This window comes from Pseudomonas sp. NPDC089396, from assembly GCF_044749545.1.
In the GTDB taxonomy this organism is placed as follows: domain Bacteria; phylum Pseudomonadota; class Gammaproteobacteria; order Pseudomonadales; family Pseudomonadaceae; genus Aquipseudomonas.
Window position 1 is genome coordinate 217,660 of record NZ_JBIVIC010000002.1, and the last position, 24,938, is coordinate 242,597.

At 62.3% G+C, this 24,938-nt stretch carries 28 protein-coding genes and 1 tRNA gene; 25 read left to right on the forward strand and 4 right to left on the reverse strand.

Going from position 1 to position 24,938, the window contains the following annotated elements:
• Positions 1 to 94: 94 nt before the first annotated feature.
• Complete coding sequence (locus ACIPZB_RS03995) at positions 95 to 976, reverse strand: bestrophin family protein (RefSeq protein ID WP_400639087.1); 882 nt, start codon at positions 974 to 976, stop codon at positions 95 to 97.
• A 244-nt stretch (positions 977 to 1,220) separates the two neighbouring features.
• Here ACIPZB_RS03995 and ACIPZB_RS04000 point away from each other — a divergent pair, with 244 nt between their 5' ends.
• Positions 1,221 to 1,517 (forward strand): addiction module antidote protein, encoded by a 297-nt coding sequence (locus ACIPZB_RS04000; RefSeq protein WP_400639356.1) that lies wholly within the window; start codon positions 1,221 to 1,223, stop codon positions 1,515 to 1,517.
• 34 nt (positions 1,518 to 1,551) lie between these two features.
• Here the strand turns inward: ACIPZB_RS04000 and ACIPZB_RS04005 are convergent, their stop codons facing one another.
• Positions 1,552 to 2,199 (reverse strand): trypsin-like peptidase domain-containing protein, encoded by a 648-nt coding sequence (locus tag ACIPZB_RS04005; RefSeq protein ID WP_400639357.1) that lies wholly within the window; start codon positions 2,197 to 2,199, stop codon positions 1,552 to 1,554.
• A 274-nt stretch (positions 2,200 to 2,473) separates the two neighbouring features.
• Positions 2,474 to 2,558: transfer RNA gene (locus tag ACIPZB_RS04010), tRNA-Leu, on the reverse strand.
• A gap of 108 nt (positions 2,559 to 2,666) precedes the next feature.
• Here ACIPZB_RS04010 and queA point away from each other — a divergent pair.
• From queA to ACIPZB_RS04040, 6 genes are all read left to right on the forward strand, one after another.
• Entirely contained in the window at positions 2,667 to 3,716 is a 1,050-nt protein-coding gene (gene queA / locus ACIPZB_RS04015) for a tRNA preQ1(34) S-adenosylmethionine ribosyltransferase-isomerase QueA (protein ID WP_008092594.1), read from the forward strand.
• Between the two features lie 14 nt (positions 3,717 to 3,730).
• A complete protein-coding gene (gene tgt / locus ACIPZB_RS04020) occupies positions 3,731 to 4,846 on the forward strand; it encodes a tRNA guanosine(34) transglycosylase Tgt (RefSeq protein ID WP_162144435.1) in 1,116 nt (371 codons plus the stop codon).
• Positions 4,847 to 4,889: 43 nt separating this feature from the next.
• Positions 4,890 to 5,225 (forward strand): preprotein translocase subunit YajC, encoded by a 336-nt coding sequence (gene yajC / locus ACIPZB_RS04025; RefSeq protein ID WP_008092587.1) that lies wholly within the window; start codon positions 4,890 to 4,892, stop codon positions 5,223 to 5,225.
• A gap of 63 nt (positions 5,226 to 5,288) precedes the next feature.
• A complete protein-coding gene (gene secD / locus ACIPZB_RS04030) occupies positions 5,289 to 7,151 on the forward strand; it encodes a protein translocase subunit SecD (RefSeq protein ID WP_400639088.1) in 1,863 nt (620 codons plus the stop codon).
• A 10-nt stretch (positions 7,152 to 7,161) separates the two neighbouring features.
• A complete protein-coding gene (gene secF / locus ACIPZB_RS04035; protein WP_400639089.1) occupies positions 7,162 to 8,070 on the forward strand; it encodes a protein translocase subunit SecF in 909 nt (302 codons plus the stop codon).
• A 120-nt stretch (positions 8,071 to 8,190) separates the two neighbouring features.
• Positions 8,191 to 8,733 (forward strand): glycine zipper 2TM domain-containing protein, encoded by a 543-nt coding sequence (locus ACIPZB_RS04040; protein WP_400639090.1) that lies wholly within the window; start codon positions 8,191 to 8,193, stop codon positions 8,731 to 8,733.
• Between the two features lie 171 nt (positions 8,734 to 8,904).
• Here the strand turns inward: ACIPZB_RS04040 and suhB are convergent, their stop codons facing one another.
• The gene (gene suhB, locus ACIPZB_RS04045) at positions 8,905 to 9,723 is read right to left on the reverse strand and encodes an inositol-phosphate phosphatase (protein WP_008092580.1); all 819 of its coding nucleotides are present in this window, start codon (positions 9,721 to 9,723) and stop codon (positions 8,905 to 8,907) included.
• 151 nt (positions 9,724 to 9,874) lie between these two features.
• Here suhB and trmJ point away from each other — a divergent pair, with 151 nt between their 5' ends.
• The 18 genes from trmJ to bamB all read left to right on the forward strand — a co-directional run bounded on the left by trmJ (position 9,875) and on the right by bamB (position 24,868).
• Positions 9,875 to 10,630: a tRNA (cytosine(32)/uridine(32)-2'-O)-methyltransferase TrmJ gene (gene trmJ, locus ACIPZB_RS04050; RefSeq protein ID WP_400639091.1), complete on the forward strand. Its 756-nt coding sequence runs from the start codon at positions 9,875 to 9,877 to the stop codon at positions 10,628 to 10,630.
• A 3-nt stretch (positions 10,631 to 10,633) separates the two neighbouring features.
• A complete protein-coding gene (gene cysE, locus ACIPZB_RS04055) occupies positions 10,634 to 11,419 on the forward strand; it encodes a serine O-acetyltransferase (protein ID WP_400639092.1) in 786 nt (261 codons plus the stop codon).
• A gap of 180 nt (positions 11,420 to 11,599) precedes the next feature.
• Positions 11,600 to 12,091, forward strand: a complete 492-nt coding sequence (gene iscR, locus ACIPZB_RS04060) for a Fe-S cluster assembly transcriptional regulator IscR (RefSeq protein ID WP_008092572.1) — start codon at positions 11,600 to 11,602, stop codon at positions 12,089 to 12,091.
• A gap of 51 nt (positions 12,092 to 12,142) precedes the next feature.
• A complete protein-coding gene (locus tag ACIPZB_RS04065) occupies positions 12,143 to 13,357 on the forward strand; it encodes an IscS subfamily cysteine desulfurase (protein WP_008092569.1) in 1,215 nt (404 codons plus the stop codon).
• 46 nt (positions 13,358 to 13,403) lie between these two features.
• Positions 13,404 to 13,790 (forward strand): Fe-S cluster assembly scaffold IscU, encoded by a 387-nt coding sequence (gene iscU, locus ACIPZB_RS04070; protein WP_007929523.1) that lies wholly within the window; start codon positions 13,404 to 13,406, stop codon positions 13,788 to 13,790.
• Between the two features lie 32 nt (positions 13,791 to 13,822).
• Positions 13,823 to 14,146, forward strand: a complete 324-nt coding sequence (iscA, locus tag ACIPZB_RS04075; RefSeq protein WP_008092567.1) for an iron-sulfur cluster assembly protein IscA — start codon at positions 13,823 to 13,825, stop codon at positions 14,144 to 14,146.
• Positions 14,147 to 14,154: 8 nt separating this feature from the next.
• Complete coding sequence (hscB, locus tag ACIPZB_RS04080; protein ID WP_008092565.1) at positions 14,155 to 14,676, forward strand: co-chaperone HscB; 522 nt, start codon at positions 14,155 to 14,157, stop codon at positions 14,674 to 14,676.
• A 42-nt stretch (positions 14,677 to 14,718) separates the two neighbouring features.
• On the forward strand, positions 14,719 to 16,581 hold the full coding sequence (hscA, locus tag ACIPZB_RS04085) for a Fe-S protein assembly chaperone HscA (RefSeq protein ID WP_400639093.1): 1,863 nt from the start codon (positions 14,719 to 14,721) through the stop codon (positions 16,579 to 16,581).
• A 3-nt stretch (positions 16,582 to 16,584) separates the two neighbouring features.
• The gene (fdx, locus tag ACIPZB_RS04090; protein WP_008092562.1) at positions 16,585 to 16,926 is read left to right on the forward strand and encodes an ISC system 2Fe-2S type ferredoxin; all 342 of its coding nucleotides are present in this window, start codon (positions 16,585 to 16,587) and stop codon (positions 16,924 to 16,926) included.
• Positions 16,927 to 16,937: 11 nt separating this feature from the next.
• Positions 16,938 to 17,138 carry a Fe-S cluster assembly protein IscX gene (gene iscX, locus ACIPZB_RS04095; protein WP_008092561.1) on the forward strand — a complete coding sequence of 67 codons (201 nt, stop codon included), beginning with the start codon at positions 16,938 to 16,940 and terminating at the stop codon, positions 17,136 to 17,138.
• Between the two features lie 89 nt (positions 17,139 to 17,227).
• Positions 17,228 to 17,653: a nucleoside-diphosphate kinase gene (ndk, locus tag ACIPZB_RS04100; protein ID WP_012316140.1), complete on the forward strand. Its 426-nt coding sequence runs from the start codon at positions 17,228 to 17,230 to the stop codon at positions 17,651 to 17,653.
• 28 nt (positions 17,654 to 17,681) lie between these two features.
• Positions 17,682 to 18,827 carry a 23S rRNA (adenine(2503)-C(2))-methyltransferase RlmN gene (gene rlmN, locus ACIPZB_RS04105; protein ID WP_008092559.1) on the forward strand — a complete coding sequence of 382 codons (1,146 nt, stop codon included), beginning with the start codon at positions 17,682 to 17,684 and terminating at the stop codon, positions 18,825 to 18,827.
• 14 nt (positions 18,828 to 18,841) lie between these two features.
• On the forward strand, positions 18,842 to 19,603 hold the full coding sequence (pilW, locus tag ACIPZB_RS04110; RefSeq protein WP_400639094.1) for a type IV pilus biogenesis/stability protein PilW: 762 nt from the start codon (positions 18,842 to 18,844) through the stop codon (positions 19,601 to 19,603).
• Positions 19,600 to 20,616: a RodZ domain-containing protein gene (locus ACIPZB_RS04115; protein WP_400639095.1), complete on the forward strand. Its 1,017-nt coding sequence runs from the start codon at positions 19,600 to 19,602 to the stop codon at positions 20,614 to 20,616. The genes pilW and ACIPZB_RS04115 overlap by 4 nt, the downstream gene beginning before the upstream one ends.
• Positions 20,617 to 20,619: 3 nt before the next feature.
• Positions 20,620 to 21,729, forward strand: coding sequence for a flavodoxin-dependent (E)-4-hydroxy-3-methylbut-2-enyl-diphosphate synthase (gene ispG, locus ACIPZB_RS04120; protein ID WP_008092556.1), 1,110 nt, complete (start codon positions 20,620 to 20,622; stop codon positions 21,727 to 21,729).
• Between the two features lie 24 nt (positions 21,730 to 21,753).
• A complete protein-coding gene (hisS, locus tag ACIPZB_RS04125) occupies positions 21,754 to 23,043 on the forward strand; it encodes a histidine--tRNA ligase (RefSeq protein WP_400639096.1) in 1,290 nt (429 codons plus the stop codon).
• Between the two features lie 39 nt (positions 23,044 to 23,082).
• Complete coding sequence (locus ACIPZB_RS04130; protein ID WP_008092554.1) at positions 23,083 to 23,724, forward strand: tetratricopeptide repeat protein; 642 nt, start codon at positions 23,083 to 23,085, stop codon at positions 23,722 to 23,724.
• Between the two features lies 1 nt (position 23,725).
• Entirely contained in the window at positions 23,726 to 24,868 is a 1,143-nt protein-coding gene (gene bamB, locus ACIPZB_RS04135) for an outer membrane protein assembly factor BamB (protein ID WP_400639097.1), read from the forward strand.
• Positions 24,869 to 24,938 lie beyond the last annotated feature (70 nt).

The following is a 24,938-nucleotide window of genomic DNA, read 5'->3' on the forward strand; positions in this document are numbered from 1 at the left end:
CAAGCCGGCTCCCACAGGGTTCCCGCAATCCTGCGGCCTTGCACTGTACGTGTGGGAGCCGGCTTGCCGGCGATTGGGCTGCAACGCAGCCCCCTTAACGCTGCAACTCCCCACACTGCTGCATCGACGCCAGGTTGCGCTCGATCGTTTCGCAAATCGTATCCATCTGAATCTGATGCTCGCTGAAGCGAAACGGGCTTTGCAGGTCGGTGCCGATCCGCTCGATCGCCAGCAGCATGAACCCGACCACCGTGGACGCCAGCGGCGTGAACCAACCCAGCGACTCCACCAGCCCCACCGGCACGATCAGGCAGAAGAGTGTGATGAACAGCCGCGGAAAATACACATAAGGGTAGGGCAGTGGCGTGTTGGCGATCCGCTCCATGCCACCCTGGGCGTTGGACAGGTCCACCAGCGTCGACTCCAGTCGCGCCAGGCGAATGCTGTCCAACCGCCCGGCCTGGTACTCGCGCGCCAACAGGGCCGCCGAGCCACCGAGAATGTCGTTGGCGAAGTTGTTCGAACGGTTGCGCCGCTCGAATTCCCCCGGTGGGATGAACGCCATCAGCTCATCTGGGCAGGCTTCGCCCTTGAGGTGTGCCGCCAGGCAGTTCACGTAGGCGATATGCCGGCGCAGCAAGGTGGCCTTGACCGGGTTCAGCCCGTCGTCCGGGTCGTCGATCAGCGTCAGCGTCTGCCGGGCGAAGCTGCGCGAGCCGTTCACCAGCGCGCCCCACAATGTGCGCGCCTCCCACCAGCGGTTGTAGGCGCTGCTGTTACGAAAGCTCACCAGCACCACCAGCGACGAACCGAGCAAGGTCAGCGGGATCAGCGGCAGGGTGAACTTGCTGTTGAAGAACAGCATGAAGTCGATGGTGACCAGCACGTCCCAGAGCAGCAGCCAGAACAGCGACCAGCCGATGTAGCCGAAGGTCTTCACCATCAGGCGGTACTTGCGGGCGATGATGTCTTTCACGCGGGGTGCCTCGAAACGGGGGCGATGCAGGATCGGACGTCGAGGGGCCTCGAAGGTTCGGCGTTGGATGTTGCAAGAGATTTTTGTAGCTATCGCTGTGAAGACAATGCTGACGCAGGTAACGGACGCAGCCGAATTTCTATTTTCGTCGAGCGTCGCCAGAGTGGAATTACTTCCAAATTTTGCTAGTTCGTATCCGTATGGATACGATTGGAGTGGCCAGAAAACTGGCGAAGGAGCTGAAATGAACGAGAACCTCATTCCTTTTGATATGGCAACATTGTTAGACAGCGACGAGGCTATCAGCGAGTACCTGAGCCAGGTTCTGGCTGATGGTGATACAGATGAAATCATCCGTGCGCTCGGACATATCGCCCGGTCGCGAGGGATGTCTCAGATAGCGGCAGCGAGCGGTTTGGGCCGGGAGAGCCTCTACAAAGCGCTCAGTCCTGGAGCGAAGCCACGTTTTGACACTGTATTGAAGGTCATTCGTGCACTGGGCGTCGACCTCTTCGCTCAGCCTCACATTGCGGCGCGGTGAGTATTCAAAGATTGCTGAACGCACCTGCCCGGATTCAAGGCTTGCCCGCAACCGCCACATACCCCTTGACCGGGGCAGGCCTGCCGCTGGGTTTGTTCTTCTGCGCCAGGTACTGGAATCGCCGCCATTCCTTGTCGATCTCGCTGTACGACATGAACACGCTGACGCGCGCCTTGTCAGCCAGATCGGGCCGGTTGCGCCTGTCGATCTCATCCTTGGGGATGAACGCGACATTGATCCCGACCACCTTGCCATCCTCGGCGAACACCGGCCCACCGGACATGCCTTTGACCATCGGGCCGTCGTGCACCGAATAGAAGACACTGCCGGGCGTGCCTTCCAGGCGTACCAGCGAATCCAGGGTATGGCCCTTGCCCTGCACAGGCATCATCAGGCTGTTGAAACCGACCGCTGTCACCGACTCGCCCGGCACGTACTGGCGCCAGAGGGGGACCTGGGTGGCCTTGTGCTTGAAAAACACCACGTCACCGAGGCCTTCGTGGACCACGTTGCGCAGGAAGGGCGTGTGTTTGGCGGTGACGGCGTAGTCTTCGTTCCACTGGATGGCAGTGGCCATCAGCAGCATCGGCAGCGGGGCGCCGGAGGTGACGACGAAAGCCTGGTCGTAGACAGGGTTCGATACATAAGCGGTCGGCATTCCATTGCACCCACTCAGCAGCATCATTGCTGCCAGACAGGGCACGGTTGGTTTCATGATCTGCACAGGGGGTGAGAAGTGGGGTCGCAAGCATGGCTAAGCGCCATCATGCCGGCAATACTTTCTGTGTATATCAGATGAGTGACATCTTAAGTATTAGCTAGAGTGATGGCCAATAGATTGCACCCATTGCAGGAGGGGCAGGGGGCGACGGGCTGGCGTCAAGCAAACAGTCTCCTGTCGACACCCAAATCGCAGGCACAAAAAAACCGACCATAAGGTCGGTTTTTTCTGGATTTGGTGCCCCGAGGGAGACTCGAACTCCCACTCCTTTCGAAAACGGATTTTGAATCCGCCGCGTCTACCAATTCCGCCATCAGGGCTTGTGGCGCGCAGTATAGAGAGGTGCCTTCGGTCGGTCAATCGGCTTTCATGGTCAATTTTCACGCATTGGGCTAAACTTCCCGGCCCTGCCGAACCCGAACATCATCATGCGCGTCGCCGATTTTTCTTTCGAACTCCCCGATTCCCTGATCGCCCGCCACCCACTGGCCGAGCGCCATGGCAGCCGACTGCTGGTCCTCGATGGGCCGAGCGGGGCGCTGGCGCACAAGCAGTTCACCGACCTGCTCGACTTCCTGCGCCCTGGCGACCTGATGGTGTTCAACAACACCCGGGTGATCCCGGCGCGGCTGTTCGGCCAGAAAGCCTCCGGCGGCAAGCTGGAAGTGCTGGTCGAACGCGTGCTCGACAGCCACCGGGTGCTCGCCCATGTGCGTGCCAGCAAGGCGCCCAAAGAGGGCGCGATGATCCTCATCGACGGCGGTGGCGAGGCCGAGATGGTCGCGCGCCACGACACGCTGTTCGAGCTGCGCTTCACCGAAGAGGTGCTGCCGCTGCTTGAACGTGTCGGCCACATGCCGCTGCCGCCGTACATCGACCGCCCCGACGAGGGCGCCGACCGTGAGCGCTACCAGACGGTGTACGCCGAACGTGCTGGCGCCGTGGCAGCCCCGACTGCTGGCCTGCACTTCGACGAGGCGCTGCTGGAGAAGATCGCCGCCAAGGGCGTCGAGCGCGCCTTCGTCACCCTGCACGTGGGCGCCGGCACCTTCCAGCCGGTGCGGGTCGACAAGATCGAAGACCACCACATGCATAAAGAGTGGCTCGAAGTGAGCCAGGACGTGGTCGACGCCATTGCCGCCTGCCGCGCCCGAGGCGGGCGCGTGGTCGCGGTCGGCACCACCAGCGTGCGTTCGCTGGAGAGTGCGGCCCGCGATGGCGTACTCAAGGCCTTCAGTGGCGACACCGACATCTTTATCTACCCGGGCCGACCGTTCCACGTGGTCGATGCCCTGGTCACCAACTTCCACCTGCCGGAGTCCACGCTGCTGATGCTGGTCTCGGCTTTCGCCGGTTACCCCGAAACCATGGCTGCCTACGCGGCGGCGGTCGACAACGGTTACCGCTTCTTCAGTTACGGTGATGCCATGTTCATCACCCGCAATCCGGCGCCGCGTGGCCCCGAGGATCAAGCATGAGTCGCACCTGTCGAATGTCCTTCGAACTGCTGGCCACCGACGGCAAGGCCCGTCGTGGTCGCCTGACCTTCCCCCGTGGCACGGTCGAGACCCCGGCCTTCATGCCGGTGGGTACCTATGGCACGGTCAAGGGCATGCTGCCGCGTGACATCGAGGCCATCGGTGCCGAGATCATCCTCGGCAACACCTTCCACCTGTGGCTGCGCCCGGGCACCGAGGTGATCAAGAAGCACAACGGCCTGCACGATTTCATGCAGTGGAAAGGCCCGATCCTTACCGATTCCGGTGGTTTCCAGGTGTTCAGCCTGGGCGCGATGCGCAAGATCAAGGAAGAGGGCGTGACCTTCGCCTCGCCGGTCGACGGCTCCAAGGTGTTCATGGGCCCCGAAGAGTCCATGCAGGTTCAGCGTGACCTGGGTTCGGACATCGTGATGATCTTCGACGAATGCACGCCGTACCCGGCCGAGCATGACGTGGCGCGCACCTCCATGGAGCTGTCGCTGCGCTGGGCACAGCGTTCGAAGAACGCCCACGGTGACAACACCGCGGCGCTGTTCGGCATCGTCCAGGGCGGTATGTACCAAGACCTGCGCATGCGCTCGCTGGAAGCGCTGGTCAACATCGACTTCGACGGCCTGGCCATCGGCGGCCTGTCGGTGGGCGAACCCAAGCATGAAATGATCAAGGTGCTGGATTACCTGCCGGCACAGATGCCTGCTGACAAACCTCGTTACCTTATGGGGGTAGGCAAACCGGAAGATCTCGTTGAGGGTGTGCGCCGCGGCGTCGACATGTTCGACTGCGTGATGCCTACGCGCAATGCGCGCAACGGCCATCTGTTCGTCGATACAGGGGTGATCAAGATCCGCAATGCGTTCCATCGCCACGATGATTCGCCGCTGGATCCGACCTGTGATTGCTACACCTGCACAAACTTCTCCCGCGCCTACCTGCATCACCTGGACAAGTGCGGCGAAATGCTGAGCAGCATGCTGAATACCATCCACAACTTGCGCCATTATCAGCGCTTGATGGCCGGTTTACGCGAGGCTATTCAACAGGGTAAATTGGCCGCCTTTGTCGACGCCTTCTACGCCAAGCGCGGGCTTCCCGTGCCGCCCTTGGACTGACTGTTCGCACTAATCTATTAGAACTTTACAACTGGAGTGCCCAATGAGCTTCTTGATCCCCGCCGCCTATGCGGACGCTGCTGCACCCGCCGCTGGCCCTGCCGGCACCGGCTTCGAGTGGATTTTCCTGGTTGGTTTCCTGGTCATCTTCTACTTGATGATCTGGCGTCCACAGGCCAAACGCGCCAAAGAGCAGAAGAACCTGCTGAGCAACTTGCAAAAAGGTGACGAAGTTGTCACCAACGGCGGCATCGCTGGCAAGATCGTCAAGGTTTCCGATGATTTCGTGGTGCTGGAAGTTTCCGACACTGTCGAGCTGAAGTTCCAGAAGGGCGCCATTGCCGCGACCCTGCCAAAAGGTACGCTCAAGGCTATCTGAGTTACCGGTTTTTCTTTCCAGTCGGGGCGCGCAACGCGCCCCGCGTCTTGAACGGGCGGCGTGATGCTGAACAAATACCCTCTGTGGAAATACGCACTGATCGTGTTGGTACTGGCGATCGGTTTTATTTATTCCGCTCCCAACCTCTACCCGGATGATCCTGCGGTGCAGATCAGCGGTGCCAGCTCGGCGCTGCATGTGAGCCAGTCCGAGCTCGATCGCGTCACCAAGGCGCTGACCGATGCCGGTATCACCGTCAAGGGCGCGAGCCTGGGCGAGAAGGGCAGCGGGCTGGTACGCCTGACCAACCAGGAAGACCAGCTGCCAGCCAAGGATGTAGTGCGCAAGGCACTGGGCGATGATTACGTCGTGGCCCTGAACCTGGCCCAGACCACTCCGCAATGGCTGCGTAACCTGGGTGCAAGCCCGATGAAGCTGGGCCTGGACCTGTCCGGTGGTGTGCACTTCCTGCTGGAAGTGGACATGGACAAGGCCATGAGCGCCCGCATGAAAGTCTACGAAGGCGAGGTCAAGACCTTGCTGCGCAAAGAGCGCATCCGCTACCGCAGCCTGCCACAGCAGGATGGCGGCATCATGCTGGGCTTCGCTGACGATGCTACCCGCGAGCAGGCACGTGCCCTGATCCGCAAGAATTTCAGTGATTTCGACCTGACCACCACCGAGCGCAACGAGCTCGCCGTGCTGCGTCTGGCGCTGACCCAGGCGAAAGTCGCCGAGATCCGCGAATACTCGATCAAGCAGAACCTCACCACCGTGCGCAACCGGGTCAACGAGCTGGGCGTGGCCGAGCCGCTGGTACAGCGCCAGGGCGCCAACCGCATCGTGGTCGAGCTGCCAGGCGTGCAGGACACTGCCGAAGCCAAGCGTATCCTCGGCAAGACCGCCAACCTGGAGTTCCGCTTCGGTGCTGAGCCGGGTGCCTCCAAGGCCACTACCGAGGTCTTCGAGTTCCGTGAAGGCGGCCGTTCCGCCCAGGTCGAGCGTGGCCTGATCATCACCGGTGACCAGGTCACCGACGCCCAGGCCAGCTTCGACGAGCACGGTCGCCCGCAGGTGAACATCCGCCTCGATGGCCATGGTGGCGAGCTGATGAGCCGCGCCACGCGCAGCAACGTCGGGCGCAGCATGGCGGTGATCTTCATCGAGCAGAAGCCGGTCACCCGCTACGTCAAGCAGACCGTCGACGGTGTCGAGAAGGAAGTGCCGGTACAAAGCTTCCAGGAAGAGAAGAAGATCATCAGCCTGGCGACCATCCAGTCGCCGCTGGGCAGCCAGTTCCGCATCACCGGCCTCAACGGCCAGGGCGAATCGTCCGAACTGGCCCTGCTGCTGCGTGCCGGTGGTCTGGCCGCACCGATGTACTTCGCCGAAGAACGTACCATCGGCCCAAGCCTGGGTGCCGACAACATCACCAAGGGTATCGATGCATCGCTGTGGGGCATGCTGTTCGTCTCGCTGTTCATCATCGCCATCTACCGTGGCTTCGGTGTGCTGGCCACCATTGCGTTGGCGGGCAACATGGTGCTGCTGCTGGCGTTGATGTCGCTGCTGGGTGCGACCCTGACCCTGCCAGGTATCGCCGGTATCGTGCTGACCATGGGTATGGCGGTAGACGCCAACGTGCTGATCTTCTCGCGTATCCGCGAAGAGCTGGCTGCAGGCATGTCGGTGCAGCGCGCCATCCATGAAGGCTTCAATCGCGCCTATTCGGCGATTGTCGATGCCAACCTGACCACCTTGCTGGTGGGGGGCATCCTGTTCGCCATGGGTACCGGGCCGGTCAAAGGCTTCGCGGTGACCATGTCCCTCGGGATTTTCACATCGATGTTCACTGCCGTGATGGTGACCCGTGCCTTGGTCAACCTGACCTGCGGCGGGCGTGACATCAAGAAGCTGTGGGTTTGAGGGAGCTACGATGAAAACCATCAATTTCATGGGCGTGCGCAATGTCGCGTTCGCCGTTACCGTGCTCCTCACCGTGCTGGCGCTGTTCAGCTGGTGGCAGAAAGGCCTGAACTTCGGCCTGGACTTCACCGGCGGTACGCTGATCGAGCTGACTTACGAGCGGCCTGCCGATCTGCAGAGCGTGCGTAGCGAGCTGGTCAAGTCCGGCTTCCACGAGGCCATCGTGCAGAGCTTTGGCGCTACCACCGACCTGCTGGTGCGTATGCCGGGCGACGATCCTCAGCTGGGCAACCGCGTGGCTGAAGCGCTGCAGAAGATCGGTGGCGACAACCCGGCGACGCTCAAGCGTGTCGAGTTCGTCGGCCCGCAGGTGGGTGAAGAGCTGCGTGACCAGGGCGGCCTCGGCATGCTCCTGGCGCTGGGCGGCATCCTCATCTACCTGGCGTTCCGCTTCCAGTGGAAGTTCGCGGTCGGCGCCATCGTGTCGCTGATCCACGACGTGGTGGTGACCCTGGGTATCCTGTCGTTCTTCCAGATCACCTTCGACCTGACGGTGCTGGCGGCAGTGCTGGCGATCATCGGTTACTCGCTCAACGACACCATCGTCGTGTTCGACCGGGTGCGTGAGAACTTCCGCGTCATGCGCAAGGCTTCGCTGATCGAGAACATCAACATCTCGACCACCCAGACCCTGCTGCGCACCGTCGCCACCTCGGTTTCGACCTTGCTGGCGATCGCCGCGCTGCTGTTCTTCGGTGGTGACAACCTGTTCGGCTTCTCGCTGGCACTGTTCATCGGCGTCATGGCCGGTACCTACTCGTCGATCTACATCGCCAACGTGGTACTGATCTGGCTCAACCTGAACAGCGAAGACCTGATCCCGCCAGCCAAGAACGAGGGCGTGGATGAGCGTCCGTAAGGGCTGATTCCTGAACGTTCGGTAGGACAAAAGGCGCGAGTGTTGAACTCGCGCCTTTTTTTTCGCTCCAAGGCAGGGAGAAGGCGGGTTGACCCCCGCAGGTACGATCAGGAGGTTCAAGTGAACAAATCAATGCTGGTGGGTGCGGTACTGGGTGCTGTCGGTGTAACTGCCGGAGGTGCTGTGGCGACCTACAGCTTGGTGAACAAAGGGCCTGAATACGCCCAGGTCACCGACGTGCAGCCGATCAAGCAGCAGGTGAAGACGCCGCGTGAAGTCTGCAAGGATGTCGCCGTGACCCGTCAGGCGCCGGTCAAGGACCAGCACCAGATCGCCGGTACCGTGGTCGGTGCTATCGCCGGCGGCTTGCTGGGTAACCAGATCGGCGGTGGCACGGGCAAGAAGATCGCTACCGTGGCCGGTGCGGTCGGTGGTGGTTATGCCGGTAACAAGGTGCAGGAAGGCATGCAGGAGCGTGACACCTACACCACCACGCAAACCCGCTGCAACACGGTCAATGACATCAGTGAGAAGGTCGTCGGTTATAACGTCACCTATTCCATCGGTGACCAGGTGGGCAAGGTGAAGATGGATCGCGAGCCGGGCCAGACCATTCCGCTGGACAAGAATGGCAAGCTGATCCTCAGCGAAGCTGGTCAGTGAATTGATGTCGCCTGTCTGGCCTCATCGCCGGCAAGCCAGCTCCCACAGTTGAAGGCAGCGCAGCCCCTGTGGGAGCCGGCTTGCCGGCGATGAGGCCGGTACAAGCAACACAAAATACGGGCATAAAAAAAGCACCCTCGAAGGGTGCTTTTTTGTGCCTGCAATCGGCGCTTAGCGCTTCATGTGCTCTGGCAGGTGCGGCTGGATAGCGGTCAGCACGGCCTTGAAGCACTTGATGTTGCCAGCGACGATGTGGCCCTTGTCGAGGAAGTCGTGGCCACCGTTGAAGTCGCTCACCAGGCCGCCCGCTTCCTGGATCAGCAGCACACCGGCTGCCATGTCCCACTCGGACAGGCCCGACTCCCAGAAGGCGTCGAAGCGGCCAGCGGCGACGTAGGCCAGGTCCAGGCTGGCGGAGCCGGCGCGGCGGATGCCGGCGGTCTGGCCAGTCAGGGCGCGGAACATGCCCAGGTAGTTGTCCATGTCAGCCATCTGGTTGTCACGGAACGGGAAGCCGGTGCCGAGCAGGGCGCCGTCCAGGCTGGTACGCGAGCTGACGCGCAGGCGGCGGCCATTGAGCTGGGCGCCACGGCCGCGGCTGGCGGTGAATTCTTCCTGGCGCACAGGGTCGATGATGACCGCATGCTCAAGGCGACCGCGGTATTTGCAGGCGATGCTGACAGCGAAGTGAGGAATGCCGCGCAGGAAGTTGGTGGTGCCGTCCAGCGGATCGATGATCCACAGGTAGTCCTTGCCTTCTTCGCCGGTGCCCGCGTGCAGGCCGGTTTCCTCGCCCTGGATGGAGTGGTTCGGGTAGGCCTTGCGCAGGGCGTTGACGATGCTCTGTTCGGCGGCGCGATCGACCTCGGAAACGTAGTCCTTGGCCTCTTTCTCGTCGACCTTGATGGTATCCAGGCGTTCGATGGAGCGGAAGATCAGTTCACTGGCGCTGCGAGCGGCGCGCAGGGCGATATTCAGCATAGGCTGCATGGGCGGGTCACCTGGAGATGTTAAAGAAGAAAGCCGAATATTCTAGCAGAAAAGTTTGGCGGCAGAAGTGTCACATTTGCTTTCATAGCGTTACGCTGGTCGGTTCTGTAAGATCGAAACCTCTAAATCCTGCCTCTGTGAGCACAACACCTTGCTGCAAAATATTCGTGTTGTTCTGGTCAATACCAGCCACCCCGGCAACATCGGCGGCGCTGCGCGTGCCATGAAAAACATGGGCTTGTCGCGTCTGGTGCTGGTGCAGCCAAAAGAGTTTCCGGCCGCTGACGCCAGTGCGCGCGCCTCGGGTGCCGACGACGTGCTGGCCAATGCCCAGGTGGTCGACAGCCTCGAAGACGCATTGGTCGGCTGCAACCTGGTGATGGGCACCAGCGCCCGTGAGCGCAGCATCCCCTGGCCGCTGATCGACCCCCGTGAATGTGGGGCCAAGGCCGTGGAGCACGGCATCGGCGGCGAAGAGATCGCCCTGGTGTTCGGGCGCGAGCACGCCGGCCTGACCAACGAAGAATTGCAGCGATGTCACTTCCACGTGCACATTCCCTCGAACCCCGACTTCAGTTCGCTGAACTTGGCCGCCGCCGTCCAGGTGCTCTCGTATGAGGTGCGCATGGCCTGGCTGGCAGCTGAAGGTTCGGCGCCGCAAGCCGAGAAGGTCGACGCCAGCGAGCTGGCGACCATGGACGAAATGGAGCTGTTCTATGAACACCTGGAGAAAACCCTGGTGGACATCGGCTTCCTTGATCCCGAGAAACCCAAGCACCTGATGGCGCGCCTGCGCCGGCTGTATGGGCGAAGCTCGGTCGAGCGTCCGGAAATGAGCATTTTGCGCGGCATCCTCACCGAGACCCAGAAGGTCGCACGAGGCGAGCCGCATAAACGGAAGGACTGACAGATGTTCGAACGTCTGCGTGAAGATATCCAGAGCGTTTTCCATCGTGACCCGGCGGCGCGCAACGCTTTCGAGGTATTGACCTGCTACCCGGGCATGCACGCGATCTGGCTGCATCGCCTGGGCAACGCGCTGTGGAAGCGCGACTTCAAATGGCTGGCGCGCCTGGTGTCCAACTTCGGGCGCTGGATGACCGGCATCGAGATCCACCCCGGCGCCACCATCGGCCGGCGCTTCTTCATTGACCACGGCATGGGTATCGTCATCGGCGAAACCGCCGAGATCGGTGACGATGTCACCCTTTATCAGGGCGTGACCCTGGGCGGCACCAGCTGGAACAAAGGCAAGCGCCACCCGACCCTGGAAAACGGTGTGGTGGTCGGTGCCGGCGCCAAGGTACTGGGGCCGTTCACCGTCGGTGCCGGGGCCAAGATCGGTTCCAACGCGGTGGTCACCAAGGCGGTGCCGGCCGGCGCCACGGCGGTGGGTATTCCGGGGCGGATCATCGTCAAGAGCGAAGACAGCGAGCTCGAGGCCAAGCGCAAGGCCATGGCTGAGAAGATCGGCTTCGATGCCTATGGTGTCAGCGGCGACATGCCCGACCCGGTGGCACGGGCCATTGGTCAGATGCTCGATCACCTGCAGGCGGTCGATGAGCGCCTTGAAGGCATGTGTGGTGCGCTGACCAAGATGGGTAGCGACTACTGTGCCAAGGAGTTGCCGGCGTTGCCGGAAGACGACTTCAGCGAAGTGGCCCAGGAAGCTCGGCGCGACACTCAGTCGCATTGAAAACGCCCCGCTGACCCCGTGCTGACATATGGGGCGTGTGCTCACGCCCCTTTGCTGCTACAATCGCGCCCGCCTCCCAGATGCCAAACCCGACTAAAGCAGTAGGTCTAATAGTTGACTTAAATGCTCGGGAATCGCATACTCGCACACATCCTGTAACTCCCGTGGTACCCACTAGCCATGCGACTGACTACCAAAGGCCGATACGCCGTGACCGCCATGCTCGACCTGGCGTTGCACGCGCAGCATGGGCCGGTGTCTTTGGCCGACATTTCCGAGCGCCAGGGCATATCCCTCTCTTATCTGGAACAGCTGTTCGCCAAGCTGCGCCGTAGCAGCTTGGTCTCCAGCGTGCGCGGTCCGGGTGGTGGCTACCAGCTGTCGCGCGGTATGGAAACCATCCAGGTGGCCCAGGTCATCGACGCGGTCAACGAATCGGTCGATGCCACCCGTTGCCAAGGCCTGGGGGATTGCCATGCCGGTGACACCTGTCTGACCCACCACCTGTGGTGCGACCTCAGCCAGCAGATCCATGAATTTCTCAGCGGCATCAGCCTGGCCGACCTCGTCATGCGCCGTGAGGTGCAGGAAGTCGCCCAGCGCCAGGACCTGCGTCGTGTCGCAGGCCGTACTGCCCAGCTGGACAAGATTGAGACGTCCGCCGTCGACTGACCCTTTATTAAGTGACGACGAGCGACGCCACCGCCTGATAGGAGATACTCAATGAAGTTGCCGATCTACCTCGATTACTCCGCGACCACACCGGTCGATCCCCGCGTCGCCCAGAAAATGGCCGACTGCCTGCTGGTCGACGGAAACTTCGGTAACCCGGCCTCGCGCTCCCACGTGTTCGGCTGGAAGGCTGAAGAAGCGGTCGAGAATGGCCGTCGCCAGGTGGCCGAGCTGATCAACGCCGACCCGCGCGAGATCGTCTGGACCAGCGGTGCCACCGAGTCCGACAACCTCGCCCTGAAAGGCGTGGCGCACTTCTATCAGACCAAAGGCAAGCACATCATCACCTCCAAGATCGAGCACAAGGCGGTCCTGGATACCGCTCGCCAGCTGGAGCGTGAAGGTTTCGAAGTCACCTACCTCGAGCCAGGCGAAGACGGCATCGTCACCCCGGCCCAGGTCGAGGCGGCGCTGCGCGACGACACCATCCTGGTCTCGCTGATGCACGTGAACAACGAAGTCGGCTCGATCAACGACATCGCCGCCATCGGTGAGCTGACCCGTTCGCGCGGCGTACTGTTCCATGTCGACGCCGCCCAGTCGGCCGGCAAGGTCGAAATCGACCTGCAGAAGCTGAAAGTCGACCTGATGTCGTTCTCCGCGCACAAGGTCTACGGTCCGAAAGGTATCGGCGCGCTGTACGTCAGCCGCAAGCCGCGTGTGCGTCTGGAAGCGATCATCCACGGCGGTGGCCATGAGCGCGGCATGCGTTCGGGCACCCTGCCGACCCACCAGATCGTCGGCATGGGCGAAGCCTTCGCCATCGCCAAGCAGGACATGGCTGCTGAAAACGTACGCATCAAGGCCCTGAGCGACCGCTTCTTCCAGCAGGTCTCGGACCTCGAAGAGCTGTACGTCAACGGCAGCCGCACCGCACGCGTGCCGCACAACCTGAACCTGAGCTTCAACTACGTCGAAGGCGAGTCGCTGCTGATGTCGCTGAAAGACATCGCCGTATCGTCTGGTTCGGCCTGTACCTCCGCTTCGCTCGAGCCGTCGTATGTACTGCGCGCGCTGGGCCGTAACGACGAGCTGGCGCACAGCTCGATCCGCTTCTCCTTCGGCCGTTTCACCACCGAAGAAGAAGTCGACTACGCCGCGCAGAAAGTCTGCGAGGCGGTGAACAAACTGCGTGAGTTGTCGCCACTCTGGGACATGTACAAAGACGGCGTCGACATCTCCAAGATCGAGTGGGCCGCCCACTAAGCAGTCGCCGGCAAGAGCGGCTCCCTGATGAGGAAGGAATTGCACCATGGCATACAGTGAAAAGGTCATCGACCACTACGAAAACCCACGCAACGTCGGCAAGATGAATGCCGAGGACCCGGATGTCGGTACCGGCATGGTCGGCGCCCCTGCGTGCGGTGACGTGATGCGTCTGCAGATCAAGGTCAACGAGCAAGGCATCATCGAAGACGCCAAGTTCAAGACCTACGGCTGCGGTTCGGCCATCGCTTCCAGCTCCCTCGCCACCGAGTGGATGAAGGGCAAGACCCTGGACGAAGCCGAAACCATCAAGAACACCCAGCTGGCGGAAGAACTGGCGTTGCCGCCAGTGAAAATCCACTGCTCGGTTCTCGCCGAGGATGCCATCAAGGCAGCCGTACGCGATTACAAGCAGAAGAAAGGCTTGATCTAAGTCGCCTGCAAGGTAATAGGTAAGGAGTTCCGATGGCTATCAGCATGACAGAAGCCGCCGCCAACCATGTGCGGCGTTCCCTCGAAGGGCGCGGCAAGGGCGAGGGCATCCGCCTGGGCGTGCGCACCACCGGTTGCTCGGGCCTGGCCTACGTGCTGGAGTTCGTCGACGAACTGGCGGACGAAGACACCGTGTTCGAGAACCATGGCGTCAAGGTGATCATCGATCCCAAGAGCCTGGTCTACCTTGACGGCACCGAGCTGGACTTCGTCAAGGAAGGGTTGAACGAAGGCTTCAAGTTCAACAACCCCAACGTGCGCGGTGAGTGTGGCTGCGGCGAAAGCTTCAACGTCTGAGGCTGGCTGTGGGTACTCCTTGTCATTACGCTCTGTTTGATCTCCAGCCGTGCTTTCGTCTGGACCTCGACAAGCTGGCCACTCGCTATCGCGAGTTGGCCCGCGAGGTTCATCCTGACCGTTTTGCCGACGCCTCCGAGCGCGAGCAACGGGTAGCGCTGGAGAAGTCCGCGGCCCTTAACGACGCCTACCAGACACTGCGCAGTGCGCCTCGCCGTGCCCGCTATCTGCTGGCCATCGGTGGCCACGAAGTGCCCCAGGAAGTCACGGTCCACGACCCCGACTTCCTGTTGCAGCAGATGCAGTGGCGCGAAGAGCTTGAAGAGCTGCAGGACGAAGCCGACCTCGACGGTGTTGCCGTGTTCAAGAAGCGCCTCAAAGGTGCCCAGGACACGCTGAACGAGGATTTCGCCGCCTGCTGGGATGTGCCTGCCGAGCGTGATCAGGCCGAGCGCCTGATGCGCCGCATGCAGTTCCTCGACAAGCTCGCCCAAGAAGTGCGCCAACTGGAAGAGCGCCTCGACGATTAACCCGGCGCCTCCCGTGATGACGCCTAAGGTAATTAGATAAGCATGGCCCTACTGCAGATCGCCGAACCCGGTCAAAGTCCTCAGCCGCACCAGCGCCGCCTGGCGGTTGGCATCGACTTGGGTACCACCAATTCTCTGGTCGCTGCCTTGCGCAGCGGTCGCAGCGAGCCCCTGCCCGATGCGCAGGGCAACGTCATTCTGCCCTCGGCAGTGCGTTACCTGGCCGGCCACAGTGAGGTCGGCCTGGCGGCGCGCGAGGCAGCTTCCAGCGACCCGCTGAACACCGTGCTGTCGGTCAAGCGCCTGATGGGGCGTGGCTTGGCTGACGTCAAGCAGCTTGGCGAGCAGCTGCCGTACCGCTTCATTGGTGGCGAGTCGCACATGCCGTTCATCGACACTGTCCAGGGGCCGAAGAGCCCGGTGGAAGTGTCTGCCGACATTCTCAAGGTGCTGCGCGAGCGTGCCGAACAGACCTTGGGCGGTGAACTGGTAGGTGCGGTGATCACCGTGCCGGCTTACTTCGATGACGCCCAGCGCCAGGCGACCAAGGATGCGGCCAAGCTGGCCGGCCTTAATGTACTGCGCCTGCTCAACGAGCCGACCGCTGCAGCCGTGGCCTACGGCCTGGACCAGAATGCCGAAGGCCTGGTGGCCATCTACGACCTGGGTGGCGGTACGTTCGACATTTCCATTCTGCGCCTGACCGCCGGCGTGTTCGAAGTGCTGGCCACCGGTGGCGACACTGCCCTGGGCGGTGACGACTTCGACCACGCCATTGCCGGCTGGATCATCGAGCAGGCGGGTCTTTCTGCCGACCTCGATCCGGCCACGCAGCGTCAGCTGCTGCAAGCCGCCTGCGCCGCCAAAGAAGCCCTGACCGACGCCGACGTGGTCAGTGTCAGTCATGGCGCCTGGCAGGGCGAGCTCAGCCGTACTGCTTTCGAGGCCATGATCGAGCCGATGATCGCCCGCAGCCTCAAGGCCTGCCGCCGCGCGGTGCGCGACAGCGGTATTGAGCTGGAAGAAGTAGGTGCGGTGGTAATGGTCGGTGGTTCGACCCGTGTACCGCGTGTGCGTGAGGCTGTCGGCACGCTGTTCGGCCGTACCCCGCTGACCTCGATCGATCCTGACCAGGTGGTGGCCATTGGCGCCGCGATCCAGGCCGATACCCTGGCTGGCAATCGTCGCGAAGGTGGCGAATTGTTGCTGCTCGACGTCATCCCGCTGTCCCTGGGCCTTGAGACCATGGGCGGGTTGATGGAGAAGGTGATCCCGCGCAACACCACCATTCCGGTGGCCCGCGCCCAGGAATTCACCACTTACAAAGACGGCCAGTCGGCCATGATGATCCACGTCCTGCAGGGCGAGCGCGAGCTGATCAGCGACTGCCGCTCCCTGGCGCGCTTCGAGCTGCGCGGCATTCCGGCCATGGTCGCTGGCGCGGCGAAGATCCGCGTCACCTTCCAGGTCGATGCCGACGGTCTGCTCAGCGTCGCGGCCCGCGAGCTGGGCTCGGGCGTTGAAGCCAGCATCCAGGTCAAGCCGTCCTACGGCCTGACCGACGGCGAGATCGCCCGTATGCTCAAGGACTCCTTCGAGCACGCCGGCTCCGACAAGCAGGCCCGCCAGCTGCGCGAGCACCAGGTCGATGGCGAGCGTCTGCTCGAAGCGGTACAGGGCGCCCTGGACGCCGATGGCGAGCGCCTGCTCAGCAGCGAAGAGCGCGAAGCCATCGAATTCCAGATGCAAGAACTACGTGATTTGCTGACCGGCACCGATGGCCCAGCCATCGAGCAACAGACCAAGCGTCTGTCGCAGGTGACCGATGCATTTGCCGCCCGTCGCCTTGATTCGACGGTCAAAGCCGCACTGGCCGGGCGCAACCTGAATGAGATCGAGGAGTAACCGATGCCGCTGGTGACATTCCTGCCGCACGAGAAGTTCTGCCCTGAAGGGCTGACCGTGGAAGTCGAGCCCGGGACCAACATCCTGGAGCTGGCCCACGACCATCACATCGAGATGGAAAGCGCTTGCGGTGGCGTCAAGGCCTGCACCACCTGCCACTGCATCGTCCGCAAGGGCTTCGATTCGCTCGAAGAAGCCGACGAGCTGGAAGAAGACATGCTGGACAAGGCCTGGGGCCTGGAGGCTCAATCGCGCCTCGGCTGCCAGGTGGTGGTCGCCGACCAGGACCTGACCATCGAGATCCCCAAGTATTCGCTCAACCACGCTGCCGAAGCGCCGCACTGAGGTTTGCCCCGATGAGCCTGAAATGGATTGATGTACTTGAGATCGCCATCCAGCTTGCGGAAAGCAAGCCGGAAGTCGATCCTCGTTATGTGAATTTCGTCGATCTGCACCGCTGGGTGCTGGCCTTGCCAGACTTCAGCGACGATCCGTCACGTGGCGGTGAGAAAGTGCTCGAGGCCATCCAGGCGGCCTGGATTGATGAAGCCGACTAAGCGCGACGCTGCAGGTTAGGCAATCCCCTGGAACCCGCGTATAATTCGCGGGTTTAATTTTTCGTAACACTCATATTCTGGAGTTTTCCATGGCTGTTCAACGTACTTTCTCCATCATCAAGCCTGACGCCGTTGCCAAGAACGTAATCGGCAAGATCACCACCCGCTTCGAAGAAGCTGGCCTGAAAATCGTTGCTTCGAAAATCAAGCAACTGTCCAAAGCCGAAGCCGAAGGCTTCTACGCCGAGCACAGCGAGCGCGGCTTCTTCGGTGACCTGGTTGCCTTCATGACTTCCGGTCCGGTTGTCGTTCAGGTTCTGGAAGGTGAAAACGCTATCGCTCTGAACCGTGAGCTGATGGGCGCTACCAACCCTAAAGAAGCTGCTGCCGGCACCATCCGTGCTGACTTCGCCGAGTCGATCGACGCCAACGCCGTACACGGTTCGGACTCCGAAGCGGCTGCTGCTCGCGAAATCGCTTACTTCTTCGCTGCTACCGAGGTAACCACTCGCTAAGCGAAAGCTTACGGGTGAGGGTGAATCCATGACGACATCTACTGGCAAAATCAACCTGTTGGGTCTGACCCAGCCGGAAATGGAAAAATTCTTCGACTCTATCGGGGAGAAGCGCTTCCGTGCCGGCCAGGTGATGAAATGGATTCACCATTTTGGCGTCGATGATTTCGCCGCCATGACGAACGTCGGCAAGGCCTTGCGCGAAAAGCTCGAGGCTGTTGCCGAAATTCGCCCTCCGGAAGTGGTCAGTGAAGACATTTCCGCCGACGGCACCCGCAAGTGGGTGATCCGCGTTGCCTCCGGCAGCTGCGTCGAAACCGTCTACATCCCGACCGACGACCGCGGCACCCTGTGCGTCTCGTCGCAAGCCGGCTGCGCCCTGGACTGCAGTTTCTGCTCCACCGGCAAGCAAGGCTTCAACAGCAACCTCACCGCCGCTGAAGTGATCGGCCAGGTGTGGCTTGCGAACAAATCCTTCGGCACCGTCCCGGCCAAGATCGACCGCGCGATTACCAACGTGGTGATGATGGGCATGGGCGAGCCACTGCTGAATTTCGACAATGTCATCGCCGCCATGAAGATCATGATGGATGATCTGGGCTATGGCATTTCCAAGCGTCGCGTCACCCTGTCCACCTCGGGCGTGGTGCCGATGATCGACGAACTGGCCAAGCACATCGACGTGTCGCTGGCCCTGTCGCTGCACGCCCCGAACGACGAACTGCGCAACCAGCTGGTCCCGATCAACAAGAAGTACCCGCTCAAGGTGTTGCTGGAGTCCTGCATGGGCTACATGGCCACCCTCGGTGGCAAGCGCGTGCTGACCGTCGAGTACACCCTGCTCAAGGACGTCAACGACCAGCCTGAGCATGCTGCGCAGATGATCGAACTGCTGCGCGACGTACCGTGCAAGATCAACCTGATCCCGTTCAACCCGTTCCCTCATTCGGGTTACGAGCGGCCTAGCAACAATGCTATCCGCCGCTTCCAGGACCTGCTGCACCACGGTGGCTTCAACGTCACCACCCGTACCACCCGTGGCGAGGACATCGACGCCGCCTGTGGTCAGCTGGTCGGCCAGGTCAACGACCGTACCCGCCGCAGCGAGCGCTACATCGCGGTACGTCAGCTCTCTGCCGACGCTGAGCTTTCAGACAGCGCCGTGCGCCACTGAGACCGGCCCTCGCCATGAGCCTGCGCGCCGCGCTGTCGATCCTCGCGCTTTTGCTGCTGGCCGGCTGCGTGTCGGGCGGCGCGAACGACCCCCTGGCCAACCGCCAGGGCAGGGCGCAGGCAGGGCAGGCCTACGTACAGCTTGGGCTGGGCTATTTGCAACAAGGTTTGACCGAACAGGCCAAGGTCCCCCTGGGCAAGGCCCTGGCTCTGAATGCCAGTGACGCTGATGCCCACGCGGCTTTGGCGCTGGTGTTTCAGGCCGAAGGCGAACCCGCGCTGGCTGAGGGCCACTTCAAAAAAGCGTTGGAAACGCGCCCGGGCGATACGCGAATTCGCAACAACTACGGCAGTTTCCTATATGCTCAGCAACGTTTTGCCGAAGCCGAGCAGATGTTTCGCCTGGCCAGCGCCGATAGCCTGTATCCTGAACGTTCGCGGGTATACGAGAACCTTGGCCTGACGGCGCTGAAGCTGGACAATCGCGACCAGGCCACTGCGTATCTGTCCAAGGCCCTGCAACTCAACCAGCGGCAGCCCAGGGCGCTGCTGGAAATGGCTGAGTTGTCCTACGAAAACAGGCATTATGTGCCGGCCCGGGACTACTACGATCGTTTCAGCCAGTTGAGCGACCACAGCGCCCGCAGCCTCCTGCTGGGCAGCCGTCTTGCCCGGGTGTTCGACGAGCAGGGCACACTGGCCGAGATGGGCCAGCAATTACAACGACTTTATCCCGGTACGCCGGAATATCAGCAATACCTGTCGGAGCAACGATGAAAGCCGCGCATCCCGAAGTAGCAGCAGCGACCGGCCAGAACCCCGGTGAGCTGTTGCGCCAGGCCCGCGAAAAACGGGAGTGGTCGCAAGCCGAGGTGGCCCGCAAGCTCAACCTCACCGTAAGTTCGCTGAACCACGTGGAAACCGGCGCCTTCGACAAGCTGCCAGGTCACACTTTCGCCCGTGGCTACATTCGCGCCTACGCCAAACTCATGGACCTGGACCAGGCACCGCTGGTCGAGGCCTTCGACCAGTACACCGGTACCCATGCCAAGGGCAGCGAAGTGCATTCGCTTGGCCGTATCGAGGAACCGGTGCGCCTGTCGCATAACATCCTGCGCGGTGTCAGCCTGTTGCTGCTGGTTGCTGTCGTTGGCGGCAGCTTCATCTGGTGGCAAGACCAGGGCAGCCTGCGTGGCAAGGACCTGGCCAAGATCGCCCTGGAACACGTCGAGGTCGAGAGCGCTGACGGCACCACCCAGATTCACCCGCTGGACGAGCCTGAAGACCAGGCCGTGAGCGCCGGCCAGCAGGCTGAGAGCGCACCGCTGCCGTTGGAGCAGGCCCCGGCCGAGCAGGTCACCGAGACTACCGCCGAAGCTGCGCCTGCGGTACCTGCCCCGGCGCCGGTTCAGCAAGCACCCGCAGCGTCGACGCCTGCAGTATCGGCTCCGGCTGTGCCGGCCGCCCCTGCAGCGCCCACCGCACCTGTAGCACCCGTGGCCAGCGTGCCGGCTGTAGCCGCCGCAGCGCCCGCCGCCGTACCGGCCGGCAGCGCCAAGGTCGCCATCCAGTTCATCGCCGATTGCTGGACCCAGGTCACCGATGGCAACGGCAAGGTGCTGTTCAGCGCCGTCAAGCGCAAGGGTGACAACCTCGAACTGACCGGCAAACCGCCGTTCGCGGTGCGCCTGGGCTTTGCCCGCGGCGCCCAGGTCAGCTACAACGGTCAGGCCGTCGATGTTGCTCCGTTCACCAGTGGCGAGACCGCTCGCCTGAAGTTGGGACAGTAAGTCATGCACGGCGAATCTCCGATCAAACGTCGCGAATCCCGCAAAATCTGGGTCGGCAATGTGCCGGTGGGTGGCGATGCCCCCATCGCGGTGCAGAGCATGACCAACACCGACACCAACGATGTCGCGGCCACCGTGGCGCAGATCCAGCGCCTGGTCGACGCCGGCGTCGACATCGTGCGCGTTTCGGTGCCCGACATGGACGCCGCCGAGGCGTTCGGCAAGATCAAGCAGTTGGTCAGCGTGCCGCTGGTCGCCGATATCCACTTCGACTACAAGATCGCCTTGCGCGTGGCCGAGCTGGGTGTCGACTGCCTGCGCATCAACCCGGGCAACATCGGCCGTGAAGACCGTGTGCGCGCGGTGGTCGATGCCGCCCGTGACCGGGGTATCCCGATCCGTATCGGCGTCAACGCCGGTTCCCTGGAAAAAGACCTGCAGAAGAAGTACGGCGAGCCGACCCCGGCCGCGCTGGTCGAGTCTGCCTTGCGCCATGTCGAGCACCTCGACCGTCTGGACTTCCAGGACTTCAAGGTCAGCGTCAAGGCCTCCGACGTGTTCATGGCCGTCGAAGCCTACCGCCTGCTGGCCAAGCAGATCATCCAGCCGCTGCACCTGGGCATCACCGAAGCCGGTGGCCTGCGCTCCGGGACGGTGAAATCCGCTGTCGGCCTCGGTATGCTGCTGGCCGAGGGTATCGGCGATACCATCCGTATTTCGCTGGCCGCCGACCCGGTCGAAGAAGTGAAGGTCGGCTACGACATCCTCAAGTCGCTGCACCTGCGTTCGCGTGGCATCAACTTCATCGCCTGCCCGAGCTGCTCGCGGCAGAACTTCGATGTGGTCAAGACCATGAACGAGCTGGAAGGGCGCCTGGAAGACCTGCTGGTCCCGCTGGACGTGGCGGTGATCGGTTGCGTGGTCAACGGCCCCGGCGAAGCCAAGGAAGCCCACGTGGGGCTGACCGGCGGCACGCCGAACCTGATCTACATCGATGGCAAGCCGGCGCAGAAGCTGACCAATGACAACCTGGTCGATGAGCTGGAAAAGCTCATCCGCCAGAAAGCGGCCGAAAAGGTCGAGGCTGACGCGGCGCTGATCGCCCGCAGCTGACACACAGATTCGTAAGGACTTTTCGTGAGCAAATCGCTGCAAGCCATCCGTGGCATGAACGACATCCTGCCAGAGCAGTCGCCGCTGTGGCGCTACTTTGAAAGCACCGTTGCCGGCCTGCTGGACACCTACGGGTACAGCCAGATCCGCACGCCGATCGTCGAGTTCACCGAGCTGTTCAAGCGCTCCATCGGTGAAGTCACCGACATCGTCGAAAAAGAGATGTACACCTTCGAGGACCGCAACGGCGATTCGCTGACCCTGCGCCCCGAGGGCACCGCTGCCTGCGTACGTGCCGTGCTTGAGCACGGCATCACCGGCAACGGCCAGGTGCAGAAACTCTGGTACATCGGCCAGATGTTCCGCCACGAGCGCCCGCAGAAAGGCCGCTACCGTCAGTTCCACCAGATCGGCGTGGAAGTGTTCAACCTGGACGGTCCGGACATCGACGCCGAACTGATCATGCTGACCTGGCGCCTGTGGGGCCTGCTGGGCATCCAGGACGCGGTCAAGCTCGAGCTGAACAGCCTGGGCACCAGCGAAGCCCGCGCCCGCTATCGCGACGCGCTGGTCGAGTTCCTCTCGGCGCGTCTGGAGCAGCTCGATGAAGACAGCCAGCGTCGCCTGAAGAGCAACCCGCTGCGCATCCTCGACAGCAAGGACCAGGGCACCCAGGCGGTGCTGGTCGGCGCGCCGAAGCTCGAAGACTACCTGGACGAAGATTCCCGTGTGCACTTCGAGGGCCTCAGGGCACGCCTCGACGCCGCCGGTATCCCGTTCGTGATCAACACCAAGCTGGTGCGTGGCCTGGACTACTACAGCAAGACCGTGTTCGAGTGGGTCACCGACAAGCTCGGCGCCCAGGGCACCGTCTGTGCCGGTGGCCGCTATGACGGCCTGGTCGAGCAGATGGGCGGCAAGCCGACCCCGGGCGTGGGTTTTGCCATGGGTATCGAGCGACTGATCCTGCTGCTGGAAACCCTCGAGAAGGTACCGGAGTCCATCAACCGTCAGATCGACGTCTACCTGTGCGCCTTCGGCGAGCAGGCCGAGATTGCCGGCCTGCGCCTGTCTGAAGGCCTGCGTGATCGCCTGCCGGGCCTGCGTCTGGCAGTCAACGCCGGTGGCGGCAGCTTCAAGAGCCAGTTCAAGAAGGCCGACAAGAGCGGCGCGCTGTTCGCCCTGATTCTGGGCGACGACGAGCTGGTCAAGCAAGAGATTGGCCTGAAGCCCCTGCGTGGTCAGGGCGAACAACAGCACATTGCCTGGGATGCTCTGGCTGAGCACCTGGAAACCGCGATCGCACAGGCGTAACGCGGTTCAACAAGCGAATAGGCGAAAAGGAGTATTGGGGTGTCGAGTACCGATGATGATGACCTGGCAGGGGTCAAGGACTGGTGGAACCGCAACGGCAAGCCGCTGCTGACCGGCGCGCTGCTGGCCGGTGTGGTGGTGCTGGGCTGGAATACCTGGCACAAGTACCAGAACAACCAGTCGCAAGGCGCCTCGCAGCTGTACCAGGCCCTGCTGGAAACCAGCCTGACGCCGAGCGGCCAGCCTGACGCGACCAAGGTCGCGGAACTGGCCGGCAAGCTCAAGAGCGAGTTCGGCGGTACCGCCTACGCCCAGTACGGCAGCCTGTTCGTGGCCAAGGTCGCGGTCGAGAGCGGCAAGCTCGACGACGCCGCTGCCGAGCTCAAGGGTGTGCTGGACAAGCCGGCCGACGTGACCCTGGGCGAAATCGCACGCCAGCGCCTGGCGCGCGTGCTGGCCGCCCAGAACAAGGCCGATGACGCCCTGAAACTGCTCGACGGCGACGCCGACAAAGCGTTCCTGGCCAGCCGTGAAGAATTGAAGGGCGACCTGCTGGTACAGCTGGGTCGCGCCGACGATGCCCACAGCGCATACGAAAAAGCCAAGGCCGCGCTGTCCGATGACGCCGCAGTCGGTGGCTTGCAACTGAAGCTGGACGACCTGGCCAAAGGGGACGCGTGACGTGATCGGTTGGAAACAAGCAGCAGTGCTGACCCTGGCCGTACTGGCCGCAGGTTGCAGCAGCAACAGCAAGAAGGAACTGCCTCCGGCCGAGCTGACCAAGTTCACCGAAGAAGTGGTGCTGAAGAAGCAGTGGAGCCGCTCGATCGGTGACGGCCAGGGCGAGACGTACAACACCCTGGTACCGGCCATCGAAAACGACCGTATCTACGCCTCCGACGTCAACGGCGAAGTCTTCGCCCTCGACCGCAACACCGGTGACGTGGTGTGGAAGAAGGACCTGGACAAGCCGGTTTCCGGCGCAGTCGGTGTCGGTTATGGCCTGGTCATGCTCGGCACCCTCAAGGGTGAAGTGATTGCCCTGGACTCCAGCACCGGTGAGGAGCGCTGGAAAGCGCGTGTGACCAGTGAAGTGCTGGCGCCGCCTGCCAACAACGGTGACGTTGTGGTGGTGCAGACCCAGGACGACCGCCTGATCGGCCTGGATGCCGCCACTGGCGACCGCCGCTGGATCTACGAGAACACCCCGGCCGTACTGACCCTGCGTGGTACCGGTGCACCGATCGCGACCAACCGCCTGGCCGTCGCCGGCCTGTCCACCGGCAAGGTGGTCGCAGTGGACATCAACAACGGCGTGCCGGTGTGGGAGAGCCGTGTGGCCATCCCGCAAGGTCGTTCCGAGCTGGACCGCGTGGTCGATATCGACGGCGGTCTGCTGCTGTCGGGTGGTACCCTGTACGTCAGCACCTATCAGGGCCGCGTCGCGGGCCTGGACCTGGAAAGCGGCCGCGTGCTCTGGCAGCGTGATGCTTCCAGCTACGTGGGTGTCGCCCAAGGCTTTGGCAACGTCTACGTCAGCCAAGCCTCGGGGACTGTCGAGAGCGTCGACGAGCGCTCTTCCAGCGCCCTGTGGACCAACGACTCGATGGCTCGCCGTCAGTTGTCGGCACCAGAGGTTTATTCCAGCTACGTGGCAGTAGGTGATTTCGAGGGTTACCTGCACCTGCTCAGCCAGGTCGATGGCCGTTTCGTCGGCCGTGAACGTATCGACAGCGATGGCTTGCGTGCCCGACCCCTGGTGGTCGGCGACACCATCTACGTCTTTGGCAACAGCGGCAAGCTCGAGGCACTGACGCTGCGCTGAAGCTATGCTCAAGACCGCTATGGGTCTTGAGTTGCGGCGTAGGAAACGCCGCCCGAACTCCGGCCGCTGC